Origin of the sequence: Massilia sp. NP310, from assembly GCF_019443485.1 — a bacterium.
GTDB lineage: Bacteria > Pseudomonadota > Gammaproteobacteria > Burkholderiales > Burkholderiaceae_D > Telluria > Telluria timonae.
In genome coordinates, this window is record NZ_CP080379.1 from 3,419,794 (window position 1) to 3,431,823 (window position 12,030).

Annotated in this window: 12 protein-coding genes; 2 read left to right on the forward strand and 10 right to left on the reverse strand. The window is 66.9% G+C overall.

Features of this window, described 5'->3' with window-relative positions; genetic code table 11:
- Positions 1 to 6: 6 nt before the first annotated feature.
- From KY496_RS14980 to KY496_RS15000, 5 genes are all read right to left on the reverse strand, one after another.
- A complete protein-coding gene (locus KY496_RS14980; RefSeq protein WP_219861321.1) occupies positions 7 to 2,280 on the reverse strand; it encodes a methyl-accepting chemotaxis protein in 2,274 nt (757 codons plus the stop codon).
- A gap of 60 nt (positions 2,281 to 2,340) precedes the next feature.
- Positions 2,341 to 2,886, reverse strand: a complete 546-nt coding sequence (locus tag KY496_RS14985) for a chemotaxis protein CheW (RefSeq protein ID WP_219861323.1) — start codon at positions 2,884 to 2,886, stop codon at positions 2,341 to 2,343.
- Complete coding sequence (locus KY496_RS14990; RefSeq protein WP_307729052.1) at positions 2,883 to 3,269, reverse strand: response regulator; 387 nt, start codon at positions 3,267 to 3,269, stop codon at positions 2,883 to 2,885. Before KY496_RS14990 ends, KY496_RS14985 begins: the two co-directional genes overlap by 4 nt.
- Before the next feature lie 24 nt (positions 3,270 to 3,293).
- Positions 3,294 to 3,689, reverse strand: coding sequence for a PleD family two-component system response regulator (locus tag KY496_RS14995; RefSeq protein WP_184236918.1), 396 nt, complete (start codon positions 3,687 to 3,689; stop codon positions 3,294 to 3,296).
- Positions 3,690 to 3,852: 163 nt separating this feature from the next.
- Positions 3,853 to 4,005 (reverse strand): rubredoxin, encoded by a 153-nt coding sequence (locus tag KY496_RS15000; RefSeq protein ID WP_040775196.1) that lies wholly within the window; start codon positions 4,003 to 4,005, stop codon positions 3,853 to 3,855.
- Between the two features lie 98 nt (positions 4,006 to 4,103).
- Between KY496_RS15000 and KY496_RS15005 the strand changes: the two genes are divergently transcribed.
- Positions 4,104 to 4,913: a hydroxymethylpyrimidine/phosphomethylpyrimidine kinase gene (locus KY496_RS15005; protein ID WP_219861325.1), complete on the forward strand. Its 810-nt coding sequence runs from the start codon at positions 4,104 to 4,106 to the stop codon at positions 4,911 to 4,913.
- A 46-nt stretch (positions 4,914 to 4,959) separates the two neighbouring features.
- Complete coding sequence (gene hemL, locus KY496_RS15010) at positions 4,960 to 6,258, forward strand: glutamate-1-semialdehyde 2,1-aminomutase (protein WP_219861327.1); 1,299 nt, start codon at positions 4,960 to 4,962, stop codon at positions 6,256 to 6,258.
- A gap of 57 nt (positions 6,259 to 6,315) precedes the next feature.
- Here hemL and corA read toward each other — a convergent pair whose 3' ends face one another.
- The 5 genes from corA to KY496_RS15035 all read right to left on the reverse strand — a co-directional run bounded on the left by corA (position 6,316) and on the right by KY496_RS15035 (position 12,029).
- Complete coding sequence (corA, locus tag KY496_RS15015; protein ID WP_005665296.1) at positions 6,316 to 7,281, reverse strand: magnesium/cobalt transporter CorA; 966 nt, start codon at positions 7,279 to 7,281, stop codon at positions 6,316 to 6,318.
- Positions 7,282 to 7,383: 102 nt separating this feature from the next.
- A complete protein-coding gene (gene mtgA, locus KY496_RS15020; RefSeq protein WP_005665294.1) occupies positions 7,384 to 8,100 on the reverse strand; it encodes a monofunctional biosynthetic peptidoglycan transglycosylase in 717 nt (238 codons plus the stop codon).
- A 2-nt stretch (positions 8,101 to 8,102) separates the two neighbouring features.
- A complete protein-coding gene (gene aroE, locus KY496_RS15025) occupies positions 8,103 to 8,930 on the reverse strand; it encodes a shikimate dehydrogenase (protein WP_219861329.1) in 828 nt (275 codons plus the stop codon).
- Entirely contained in the window at positions 8,927 to 9,784 is an 858-nt protein-coding gene (locus KY496_RS15030) for a TonB C-terminal domain-containing protein (protein ID WP_071361387.1), read from the reverse strand. The genes aroE and KY496_RS15030 overlap by 4 nt, the downstream gene beginning before the upstream one ends.
- A gap of 202 nt (positions 9,785 to 9,986) precedes the next feature.
- The gene (locus KY496_RS15035) at positions 9,987 to 12,029 is read right to left on the reverse strand and encodes a ribonuclease catalytic domain-containing protein (RefSeq protein WP_219861331.1); all 2,043 of its coding nucleotides are present in this window, start codon (positions 12,027 to 12,029) and stop codon (positions 9,987 to 9,989) included.
- Position 12,030 lies beyond the last annotated feature (1 nt).

Sequence of the window (12,030 nt, forward strand, 5' to 3'; positions counted from 1 at the left end):
GGCCGCTCAGGATACCACGCGGAAGCGCGACACCGAATCCTTGAGCTCCTGGGCCAGGGTGGCCAGTTCATGAATCGACTGTGCGGTCTGGCGCGTGCCCTGCTGGGCATGTTCGGTCACCGACAGGATCTCCTGCATCTTGTCGGCCACGCCGGTGGCTTGGGTAGCCTGGCGGTCGGTGGCGTGCGACATGTCCCCGATCAGTTCACCGAGGCGGTTCGACACGCGCGAGATGTCCGACAGCGCGGCGCCGGCGGCGTCCGACAGGCGCGCGCCCTCGACCACGCCCTGGGTCGATTTTTCCATGGCCGCCACCGCGTCGTGGGTGTCGGTCTGGATGGTGCGCACCAGCGCGCCGATCTGCTTGGCCGCCTCGCCCGAGCGTTCCGCCAGGCGCTGCACCTCTTCCGCCACCACCGAGAAGCCGCGACCGGCCTCGCCGGCCGATGCGGCCTGGATCGCGGCGTTCAGCGCCAGCACGTTGGTCTGCTCGGTAATGTCCGAGATCAGCTCGGTGATCTCGCCGATCTCCTGCGACGATTCGCCCAGGCGCTTGATGCGCTTCGAGGTTTCCTGGATCTGCTCGCGGATCTCCTGCATGCCGCGAATCGCGTTCTGCACCGCGGTCGCGCCCTGCTCCGCCGCCGCCACCGACTGGCGCGCCACGTCGGCCGATTCCAGGGCCGAGCGCGACACGTCGGTGATCAGGCCGGCCAGGCGCATGGTGGTGCTGGACGCGTCCTGGATCTCGCGCGACTGCCGCTCGGCCGCGCCCAGGAGCTCGGTCGAGACCTGCTGCGCGCCGTTCGAGGCGCGCGCCACCTGTTCCGAGGTCTTGATGACGCGCACCACCAGCTCGCGCAATTCCTCGACCGTGTAGTTGACCGAGTCGGCGATCGCGCCGGTGATGTCTTCCGACACCGTGGCCTGCACCGTCAGGTCGCCGTCCGCCACCTCTTGCAGCTCGTTCATCAGGCGCAGGATCGCGGCCTGGTTCTGGTCGTTGGTGGCCTTGGCTTCTTCTTCCTTGGCCTGGGCCAGCTGGCGCATCGTTTCCGCTTCGCGGCGGCGTTCCTCGGCGGCGCGCGCACGGGCGGCGGCGTCCTGCAGCATGGTGCGCGAGATGCCCAGCGCCGCGACCAGGGTGAACAGGGCGGCGGCGACCGTCAGCCAAAACCAGCCGCTGGCGCCGGCCTGGTCGCGCTGGTAGTCGTGGTGCAGCTCCGCCAGCATGACGCGCAGCTGTTCGCTGTCGCGCGAGATCACGCGCTCGGCGGCGCGCGCGCTGGCGTAGTTGGTCAGGTTGCCCAGTAGCGGGGTGATGGTCTTGACGTACTCGTCGAAGCTGTCGCGGGTGCGCGCCAGGCGCATGCGCTGTTCGAGGTCGGTCAGCGGCGCCAGGCCCAGCTTGCCGCCGCCATCGAGCAGGCCGCCGATGATCGCGCTCAGCGACTCGATGTCGCCCATGATGTAGGTCACCGCGTTCTGGGCCGAGCCCGGGGTGGTGAAGGTCTGGGTGCCGGCCGACAGGCGCTGGGCCAGCGACTGCATGCTCAGCGCCGCCACCTGGCGCCGGGCGTCGCTCGACGCGTCCTTTTGCAGGCGCTCGGCGATCGCGGTCAGCTCCGGCCCCACTTCTTCATACTGGCGCAGGCTGACGCCGAAGGCCAGCAGGTTGCGCTTGTTGGCGATGATGCTGGCGGCCGCCTTGGACGAGGCGTTCCACAGCACGATCGCCTTTTGCAGCTCTTGCGCGCGCGCTCCGCTGGCGGCCGGGATGCGCCCGGTCGGCGACTGGCCGCCGCGCGCCAGCAGGTCCAGTTCGCGGCCCAGCTGGGCGCGGCTGTCTTCGAGCTGGTCGAAGGCGGCGGCGTCGCCGCGCAGCGCGATCGGCGCGGCCTTGGCGAAACGCTGGGAGTGCATCACGGCGTCGCCGGTCACCTGGCTCTGGCCGGCCAGGCGGGCGTCAAACGCCGAATTCTGCCAGGCCGCCAGCATGGTCAGCAGCACGCCGCCCACGAAGGCGCCGAGCAGCAGGTTCAGGCGGCTGGGCTGGAACTGCGCGCCGATCGGGACGGCGCGCAGGTCGTCGGCGCTTTCCGCCGCCATCGCCTCGCTCGCGCTGCGGCTGCGAAAGCCCCCGAGCCGGCGCGCGGCCGCGGCGGCCGAACCGCCCGCATCCGGATGCGGCGCCGAAGGGGATTCGCCGGCCGGCGCCGGCGCCAGGGCGGCGTCGCCCTTCGCGAAGAAGTTCGTGGTCAGTTTCGAAGCGAATCCCATTGCTGCTCCCTGTTCCTGCTGTAAGTGTGGTTGTTGTTAGCGTGCGAGTTAGGCTGCGAGTTAGCCTGCAACCCGCAGGAAACGCTCTTCCCGCACCAGCGCCGCCAGCGACAGCGGCGTCCATGTGTTGCCGTCGGCGTCGCGCAGGACGTCGCCCACACGCTCCATCGCGCCGGCCTGGCGCAGTCCGTGGACGTTCGAGGCCAGCAAGGCGCAGTTGAAGCCGAGATGCGGTGCGAACACCACCAGGCGCGGCGTCGCGGGGCCATCGGGCGATGCTTCCTCGCCCAGGTAGCGCGCCAGGTCGATCACGCCCAGCAGGCTGCCGCGCACATTGGCCAGGCCCAGGTACCAGGGCTGGGTCAGCGGAACGACGGTCAGGGGCGCGGGGGAGACGATCTCGCCGACCTCGAGCAGGTCGACCAGGTAGCGCGTGGCGCCGATCGCCAGGCCCAGCTGGCCGGCATTGCCGCCGGCGCCGGTCCGGGCCGCCTGCATCTTTTCCAGCAGCTGCTCCTGGTACAGGCGCAGGCGGGTACGGCGCGCCGCAGGATTGCGCCGGCCGCTCTCTTCACGCTCCTTGCCGTCGCCCGCCGCGATGGTCATGCGCTCACGCCGCCGGCGGTCGCCACGGCCGCGATGCTGGCCAGCAGGCGCTCGGGATCGACCGGCTTGACCAGGTAGTCCTTCGCGCCCTGGCGCAGGCCCCAGATGCGGTCGGTTTCCTGGTTCTTGCTGCTGCAGATGATGACCGGCAGCGCCGCCAGCTCCGGGTCGCGCGCGATGGCGCGCGTCACCTGGAAGCCGTTACTGCCCGGCATGACCACGTCCATGAGGATCAGTTCGGGGCGCTCGGCGCGGATGCGCTCGATCGCTTCGTCGCCATTCACAGCGGTGCTGACGGCAAAGCCGTTCTTCACCAGGATGTCGGTCAGGTACAGGCGTTCGGTCGGGGAATCGTCGACGATGAGGATCTTGTTGATGGCCACTTACGGCTCCGGCTCGTATGGATGTCAGTCCTGGGGCGTGGCGTGCTCGCGCACGGCCGCCAGCAGGCTGTCTTTGGTAAAGGGTTTGGTGAGATAGGCGCTGGCGCCGACCATCGCGCCGCGCGCGCGGTCGAACAGGCCATCCTTGGACGACAGCATCAGCACCGGCGTCGCGCGAAAGCGCGCGCTCTTCTTGATCAGGGCGCAGGTCTGGTAACCGTCCAGGCGCGGCATCAGGATGTCGCAGAACACCAGCGCCGGATGATGGTCGTTGATCTTGGCCAGGGCGTCGAAACCGTCATCGGCCAACACCACCTGGTAACCGGCCTGGTTCAGGAAAATCTCGGCGGAGCGGCGGATCGTGCTGCTGTCGTCGATCACCATGATGGTCAGGGCCGTGGATTGCGGCGATGTCGTCATTTTCGTTTCACTTCGGCTTGAAGCGCCACGATAGCACAGCGCATCTTTCTTGTGCGCAAAGTGTTGCAGAGAGTCAACTACTACAGAAGATGGCATCCCGGGAGTAGACGAGATGCCATTATCAAGCTGATCACATTGTGATCTTTATTGCATGATTGTTTCTTCAGATTGCCGTCATCTCGAAGTCGTCCTTGCGCGCGCCGCACTCCGGGCAAGTCCAGTTCATCGGAACGTCGGCCCAGCGCGTGCCGGGAGCGATGCCATCGTCGGGTGCACCGACAGCCTCGTCATAGACCCAGCCACAAATCAGGCACATCCAGGTCTGGAAAGGCGCGGTGGATTCGGTACTCACAGTATTGGTCCTTGTATCTAGTAAAATGTGGAATCGGAATCCGGCATCTTAATCTACCCGACGTGCAAAACCAAACGTTCCCCCTCATCCTGAGCTTCGGCGTCTGCGATCCCGTCGGCGCCATCGGCGTGCAGGCGGATTGCGCCGCGTTCGCCGCCCTCGGATGTCACGGGCTGTCGGCCATCGCCGGCCTGCTGGTCGCGGACAGTGCCCGCATCGAGAATATGTACGAGCTCGACAGCGACTGGATGGCCGAGCAGGCGCGCACCTTGCTGGAAGACATGCCGATCGCCGCCTTCAAGGTCGGCGCCGTCGGCTCGGCCCTGCACCTGGCCGCGATCGCCGAGATCGTGTCCGACTACCCGGACGCGCCGCTGGTCCTCGACCCCTTCCTGTCGGCCCTGCCCGACGCCGGCCTGGGCGACGAGGAAATGCTGTCCGCGCTGCGCTCGATCCTGGCGCCGCAGGCCACCGCCCTGATCCTGTCCCAGTCCGAACTGGGCCGCATGGCCGAGCTGTGGCGCGATGGCGCCGAACGCAAGGACGGCGACCTCGAAGAAGACGTGGCCGAGCTCACCTCGAGCGGCCTGCACTACGTGCTGGTGACCGGCAGCCGCGACGAACACGGCGGCTGCTCGAACCGCCTGTACGACGCCGGCGGCGAAGTCGCGCGGGTCGACTGGCAGCACCTGCCCGGCCCCTTCCTGGGCGCCGGCAACACCTATTCGGCGGCCTTCACCGCCTGCCTGGCGCGCGGCATGGACGCGCCGCAGGCGCTGGCCCTGGCTCAGGAATACACCACCGGCGCGCTCGAGCATGCGCAGCGCTTCGGCATGGGCAAGTTCATTCCCAGTAAATTCTTTCGTCCCTAGGCGTTTTGCGCCGGGACGGGTTCTTTTCAATCACGAAGCAGCCATCATGACCACTGAACAATCCACCTCGCGCAACGACATCCTGTTCGCCCGCGCCCAGCAATCGACCCCTGGCGGCGTCAATTCTCCGGTGCGCGCCTTCCGCTCGGTGGGCGGCACCCCGCGCTTCATCGAGCGCGCCCAGGGCCCGTATTTCTGGGACGCCGACGGCAAGCGCTACATCGACTACATCGGCTCCTGGGGCCCGGCCATCCTCGGCCACGCCAGGTCCGAAGTGGTCAAGGCGGTGCAGGCCGCTGCTGCTAACGGTCTATCTTTCGGCGCGCCGACAGAAGGCGAGATCGAGATCGCCGAGGAAATCTGCCGCCTGCTGCCGTCGATCGAACAGGTGCGCCTGGTCTCGTCCGGCACCGAGGCCACCATGAGCGCGCTGCGCCTGGCGCGCGGCGCCACCGGCCGCGACAAGATCGTCAAGTTCGAAGGCTGCTACCACGGCCACGCCGATTCGCTGCTGGTGAAGGCCGGCAGCGGCCTGCTGACCTTCGGCAACCCCACTTCGGCCGGCGTGCCGGAAGACTTCGTCAAGCACACCCTGGTGCTCGACTACAACAATGTCCCGCAACTGGAAGACGCCTTCGCCTCGATGGGCGACACCATCGCCTGCGTGATCGTGGAGCCGGTGGCCGGCAATATGAACCTGATCCGCGCCACCCCTGAATTCCTGCAGCGCATGCGCGAACTGTGCACCGAGCATGGCGCGGTGCTGATCTTCGACGAGGTGATGTGCGGCTTCCGCGTGGGCCTCGAAGGCGCCCAGGGCATGTACGGCATCACCCCCGACCTGACCGCGCTGGGCAAGGTGATCGGCGGCGGCATGCCGGTGGCGGCCTTCGGCGGGCGCGCCGACCTGATGCAGAAGATGGCCCCGATCGGTCCGGTGTACCAGGCCGGCACGCTGTCGGGCAACCCGGTGGCGGTGGCGGCCGGCATGACCACCCTGAAGCTGATCCAGGAAGAAGGCTTCTACGAGAGGCTGACCGCGACCGCGGATCGGCTGGTGACGGGGCTCACCGCAGCCGCGCAGGAAGCCGGCATCGATTTCTGCGGCGACTCGGTGGGCGGCATGTTCGGCTTCTACTTCTCGAAGGACGTCCCGTCCAGCTACAGCGAGATGATGGCGGGCGACAAGGAGCGCTTCAACCGCTTCTTCCACGGCATGCTCGAAGAAGGCGTGTACTTCGCGCCGGCCATGTTCGAAGCGGGCTTTGTGTCGATCCAGCACGACGACGCCGTGATCGACGCCACGATCGAGGCGGCGCGGCGCGTGTTCAAGCGCATCGGCTAAGCACGCTCGACGCAAAACAACACGGCGCACCGAGGTGCGCCGTTTTTCATTGCCGGATTACTTCAACCAGCCGCGCCGGCGGAAGTACAGCAGCGGCGCCACCGCGCTGGCCGCCATCAGGGCGATCGCGAACGGATAGCCGAAGCGCCAGTTCAGTTCCGGCATCAGGGCGAAGTTCATGCCGTACAGGCTGGCGATCAGGGTCGGCGGCAGGAAGGCGACCGAGGCCACCGAGAAGATCTTGATGATCTTGTTCTGGTTGATGTTGATGAAGCCGACGGTGGCGTCCATCAGGAAGTTCACCTTGTCGAACAGGAAGGACGTGTGGCCGTCGAGCGACTCGATGTCGCGCAGGATCTGGCGCGCTTCCTCGAACTGGTCGGAGTTGAGCAGCCGGCCGCGCATCAGGAAGCTGACCGCGCGCCGGGTATCCATCATGTTGCGGCGGATGCGGCCGTTCAAGTCTTCCTCGTGGGCGATGGCGTTCAGCGCGGCGGCCGCGTCCTGGTCGGTGAATTCCTTCTGCAGCACGCGGGTCGAGACTTCTTCGAGGCTTTCGTAGATGCCTTCCAGCGCGTCGGCCGAATATTCGGCGTCGGTCGCGTACAGGTCGAGCAGCACGTCCATATAGTCTTCGATCGAGCCGGGCCGCGAACGCGCGCGCATGCGCACCAGGCGGAACACGGGCAGGTCGTCGTTATGGACCGAGAACAGGATTTTGCCGGACAGGATGAAGGCCACCGTCACCACCCGCGACGGGCCGTCTTCCTCCTCGAGCAGGAAGTCGGTGCGCAGGTGCAGGTCGCCGTTTTCGGCCTCGTAGTAGCGCGCCGAGGCTTCGATGTCCTGGACTTCGTCCTCGCCCGGCAGGGTCACGCCATACCTGGCCTTGACCCAGGTGCGCTCTTCCTCGTCCGGGTCGGTCAGGTCGACCCACACCGGCGCGACGTTCTCCAGGTCTTCCCGGGAAGCGATCGTTGCCTGGTTCAGGCGGCCATTCTGTAGGACAAATACGTTGATCATGCGCTGGGGTCTCGTTCGCTATTTTCTGGCCGGGGGGAGAAAAATTAGCGCAAGTGTAACCGCTCGCCGTGCACTGAGCCAACTCAGTAACGACATTTCGCGTCAAGGCACCTCGGCGAAGCGCATCTGGCGCAGGATGGCGTTGGTGCGCCGCTGCAGGTAACTGGTCGAGCGGTGCTTGTCGTAATAGCGCGGATTGGGCAGCATCACCGCCAGCCGGGCGGCCTGGGCCGGGCTCAGATTGGCAGCCGACGTCTTGTAGTAGTAGCGCGCCGCCGCCTCGGCGCCGAACACGCCGCGCCCGAATTCGACCACGTTCAGGTAGAGCTCGAGGATGCGCTCCTTGCTCATCACCGTTTCCAGCATATAGGCAATCACCAGCTCCTGGCCCTTGCGGAACATGCTGCGCGAGCCGGACAGGAACAGGTTCTTGGCCAGTTGCTGGGTGATGGTCGAGCCGCCGCCGACCACCTTGCTGCGCCGCTGGTTGCGCTCGTAGGCGCGTTCGATCGCTTCCCAGTCCACGCCGCCATGCACGCTGAAGTTGGCGTCTTCCGAGGCCACCACCGCGCGCTTCAGGTTGCGCGAGATGCGTTCGTACGGCACCCACTGGTGCTTGAGGGTCGCGTCCGGATTCTTTTCGCGCAGCTGGGACAGCTGTTCACGCATGAAGCTGGTCGAGCCGGGATTGAACTGGGAATACCAGCACACCATGGCGAAGAAATACAGCTGGACCAGCAGCACCAGCAGCAACGGGGCCAGGAAGATCCACTTGATCCAGCGGCGCCCGGTCGGCGCGGCCTTGCGCGACTTGGCCATGGTCAGCCTGCCTGGCGCATCGCGCCCAGCACGGCGTTCGTCTCCGGCCGCACGCCGCGCCACAGCAGGAAGGCCTCGGCCGCCTGCTCGACCAGCATGCCCAGGCCGTCACGCACGGTCGCGCCATGGCGCGCGGCGAATGCCATGAACACGGTCGGCTCCTTCCCGTACATCATGTCCAGCGCCAGCACGCCGGGGCCAAATACCGATGGCGGCACCGGCGGCACGTCGGCCGCCAGGCTGGCCGAGGTGGCGTTGATGACGACATCGAAGCCGCCTTCCACGTCGGCGAAACCGCTCACCGCCAGCCGGTCCGCGTGCGCCGCGAAGTCGCCTGCCAGCCGTTCGGCGGTCGCCAGCGTGCGGTTGGCAATCACGATCTGGCGCGGGTTTTCCGTCAGGAGCGGCAGCAGCGCGCCGCGCGCGGCGCCGCCGGCGCCCAGTAGCAGGATGCGTTTATCGGCCAGCGGCACGCCGGCATTGCGCACGATGTCGGCCACCAGGCCGGGGCCGTCGGTGTTGTCGCCGACGATCTCGCCGTGTTCGAAGATCAGGGTGTTCACGGCGCCCGCCGCCTGGGCGCGCGGCGCCAGCCGGGTCGCCAGCCGCGCCGCCTCGAGCTTGAACGGCACGGTGACGTTGGCGCCCCGATAACCTTCGGCGACCAGGCGCCGCACGGTGGCCTCGAAACCGTCCAGCGGCGCCAGGCAGCGTTCATACGTCAGCTCCTGGCCGGTCTGCAGCGCGTAGGCGGCGTGGATCTGCGGGGATTTGCTGTGGGCGATCGGATTGCCGATGACGCAATATTTATCGGTCACAGGGCGGCTCATTTGGCGGCTTCTCCAAGGGTTGCCTGCATCTTGTCCTCACGGGTGAAACGGAAACGGGTGAACACTTCCCACAGGTCGTCCTTGCCCTGGGTGCGCATATTGGCCGGGAAGGCGCCGAACGGGGCCGAACGGCGCACGATCTCGAGCGCCGCCTTGTCGAGGGCCGGATTGCCCGAGCTGCGTTCGACGCGCGGGCCGCCATCGCCCAGGTACAGGGTGCCGTCCTGGAACACGGGGATGTAGACCACCAGGTCGCCATACAGCTTGCGCCCCGCCTGCTGGGGGAAATTCAGCGTGCCGACTTCTTCGATGCGCTTTTGCATCGCCTTGTAGTACAGCGCGTAGCCGACCTGGCGCGTGCTGGGTGTGATCTGCGTGCGCTTGGGGCGGCGGTTTTCTTCCTCGATGCGCTCGAAGATCTCGGCGCTGGTGCGCGAAATGGCGCGCGCGGTGTCGATGTTGTCGCTACCCGTGCGGGTCGGATCGGGCTTGTCGCGCTCGGTGACCGGCGGCGCAGTGAAATTGCCGCCGCTGCGCGCGCGCGTCAGCACGTTCTGCTGCAGGCGCTCGAGTTCGGCGATGCGGCGCTGCAGGGCCTTGATGCTGTCGCCGTCCTCGACCTTGCGCAGGTCGGGCAGCGGCGACTTGGCGCGGCCCGCCTCCGCCGTCCCGCCACCGTCCAGGTTGGCCTGGGCCAGCGCGTCGGCCTTGGCTGGCGCCCGGTCGTGCCTGGCATTGACCAGCACCACTTCCAGTCCCGGATCGGCCGGCTGGTGGCGAAACGCCTCCGGCGCGGCGAAGCGCAGCGCCAGCAGGCCCGCGTGGGCTGCCACCGATACGGCCAGGGCGATCATCAGGGGACGGTGTTGGAGAAAGGACTTCACGCGCTACGGGTGGCCTGGTGGGGCAATTGAATCAGAGAATTGATCCATTCTAACCCGACGCGAACGGATGAGGGAGGTCGAACAATGCGGAGGATGCGGAACGTGGTTGCTTCGATAACAGGTGTGGCGAACGGTGCAACCGTCCGCCACGGTCCGCATATTATTCCACCTGTTATTGCGCCGACGCCGGCGCCGGCTGCGGCGCGTCGCCGGTATCGACCGCCGCCACCGCGCCTTCGGCCTCGACCACTTCGGCCACCGCCGCTTCGCCGGTGTCCGCTTCTTCCTCGTAGTCGAGCGACGCGTCCGGTTCGGCCGACGCCACCTCGAGCAGGCGCGCTTCGAGCTGCAGGTCGATCTCGTCCCAGCGCACGATGTCGAGTTTCACCTGGGCGCCGCGCGCCACCTGGGGCATGCCGGTCAGGCGCACCACCAGCGGCACGTCGACCAGGCGCACCAGTTCGTCCTTGAGCACGACGGCGTCGGCCTGCTTCACGTTCTCCTGCCCCAGCCAGCGCAGGCACCAGTAGCGCTCCATGTTCTGCTGGAAGTCGTTATACGCCGAATAGGCCGCGTCGAAGCTCGAGACGATCGCGAACAGGGTCGCATCGCGGTGTTTAAAGGGAGCCACCAGCGGCGCCGTCACGCCGTGCTCGGCGGCGGCCAGGATCTGCCACTGGTTGACCAGGTCGGTGTAGCGGCGCAGCGGCGAGGTGCTCCAGGCATACTGGTCCACGCCCAGGCCCTGGTGCGGCGCCGCGTGCGTGACCATGCGCACCTGCATCTTGGCGGCCCAGCCGCCGGCGCCCGGCGTCTGCGAACGGTAGATGCCGGGCACGCCCGAGTCGTGCAGCAGCTTGCCCCAGGTGCTGTTGGCGAAGATCATCAGCTCGGCCACGATCTTGTCCAGCGGCGCACCGCGCTTGCGGCGCACGATCGAGACCACGTCGTCCTCGACGTAGAAATTGAAGTCGACCCGGTTCGCCTGTTCCGGCTTGAGGCCGAAGGCTTCGCGCTTCTTCATGCGGCCCGCTTCCAGCTGCAGCGCCCACTTCCACAGCAAGCCCAGTTCGTCCTTGTGCGGATAGTCGCCCGCGCCGCTCTCGAGCGTCTCTTCGTTGACCACGTGATCGAGGTCGTTGTGGCGCAGGTTGTTCTTGATCGGCACGCGCTCGGCGCGGGTCGTGGTCGACTTGACGCTCCAGTCGCTCGGATCGAGCACGGCGTACAGCGACAAGGCCGGGCAATCGTTGCCTTCGGCGAGGGTGAAGGCGTTGACCACCTCGTCCGGCAGCATGGTGATCTTGTCGCCCGGCATATACACGGTCGACATGCGCGCGCGCGCGATCTTGTCGATCGCGTCGTCCGGGCGGATGCCCAGGCCCGGCGCGGCGATGTGGATGCCGACCTGCACGCTGCCGTCATCCAGGCGCACGACCGAGAAGGCGTCGTCGATCTCGGTGGTGGTGACGTCGTCGATCGAGAAGGCGGCAACATTGGCCAGCGGCAGGTCGCCAGGCGCCTTCGGAATGTCCACCGGCGCGAAACCGGCGCCGCGCGGGAAGTGCTCGAACAGGAAGCGGCCCATGTGCAGCTCTTTCGGCGAAGCCAGGCCGCCGACGTCCAGCATCAGGCGCGGCGCGCTGGTCTGCAGTTCGCTGGCCGCCGTCTCGAAAGCCTTATATTCGATGGTGTTCTTGTCGGGCTTGAACAGCAGCTGGTGCACGATCTGCTGCATCGATTGCGGCAGCTTGCCCGCCTTCAGCTCTTCCACATAGCCGGCCTGGACGATGGCCTGCTGCTTTTTCTTTTCGATGCCGGCCAGCGCGGCCTTGAGCGACTGTTCCGGCGCCGCCTTGTAGCGGCCACGGCCCTTCTTGTAGAAATAGATGGGGGAACCATGCAGGGCCAGCACCAGGCCGGCGGCTTCGTGCGGCAGCGGGGCGTGGCCGAAATATTCGGCGCCCAGCTCGGCGAAACCGAATTCTTCTTCGCCCGCGACTTCCCACAGGAAATCGAGATCGACATCAAGAACGATCGCCTTGGCCGCATCCAGCAAGGCTTGGGGCTCGGGCTTGTCGAACTGCAGCAGCACGTCGCGCGTCTTGACCTTGGTGCGCTTACCGCTCGGCATCTCCACCTGGTAGGCCTCGCCCGCTTGCGACAGGATGGCGCCGACCTTGAAGTCGCCCGATTCCTCGAAAAATACGTTCATA

What these genes read in the sequence shown, in the direction of transcription:
- corA (WP_005665296.1), bottom strand. Translation starts at nt 7,281, where the DNA reads ATGATCAACGTATTTGTCCTACAGAATGGCCGCCTGAACCAGGCAACG.
- KY496_RS15035 (WP_219861331.1), bottom strand. Translation starts at nt 12,029, where the DNA reads ATGAACGTATTTTTCGAGGAATCGGGCGACTTCAAGGTCGGCGCCATC.
- KY496_RS14995 (WP_184236918.1), bottom strand. Translation starts at nt 3,689, where the DNA reads ATGACGACATCGCCGCAATCCACGGCCCTGACCATCATGGTGATCGAC.
- mtgA (WP_005665294.1), bottom strand. Translation starts at nt 8,100, where the DNA reads ATGGCCAAGTCGCGCAAGGCCGCGCCGACCGGGCGCCGCTGGATCAAG.
- KY496_RS14980 (WP_219861321.1), bottom strand. Translation starts at nt 2,280, where the DNA reads ATGGGATTCGCTTCGAAACTGACCACGAACTTCTTCGCGAAGGGCGAC.
- KY496_RS14985 (WP_219861323.1), bottom strand. Translation starts at nt 2,886, where the DNA reads ATGACCATCGCGGCGGGCGACGGCAAGGAGCGTGAAGAGAGCGGCCGG.
- hemL (WP_219861327.1), top strand. Translation starts at nt 4,960, where the DNA reads ATGACCACTGAACAATCCACCTCGCGCAACGACATCCTGTTCGCCCGC.
- aroE (WP_219861329.1), bottom strand. Translation starts at nt 8,930, where the DNA reads ATGAGCCGCCCTGTGACCGATAAATATTGCGTCATCGGCAATCCGATC.
- KY496_RS15000 (WP_040775196.1), bottom strand. Translation starts at nt 4,005, where the DNA reads ATGTGCCTGATTTGTGGCTGGGTCTATGACGAGGCTGTCGGTGCACCC.
- KY496_RS15030 (WP_071361387.1), bottom strand. Translation starts at nt 9,784, where the DNA reads ATGATCGCCCTGGCCGTATCGGTGGCAGCCCACGCGGGCCTGCTGGCG.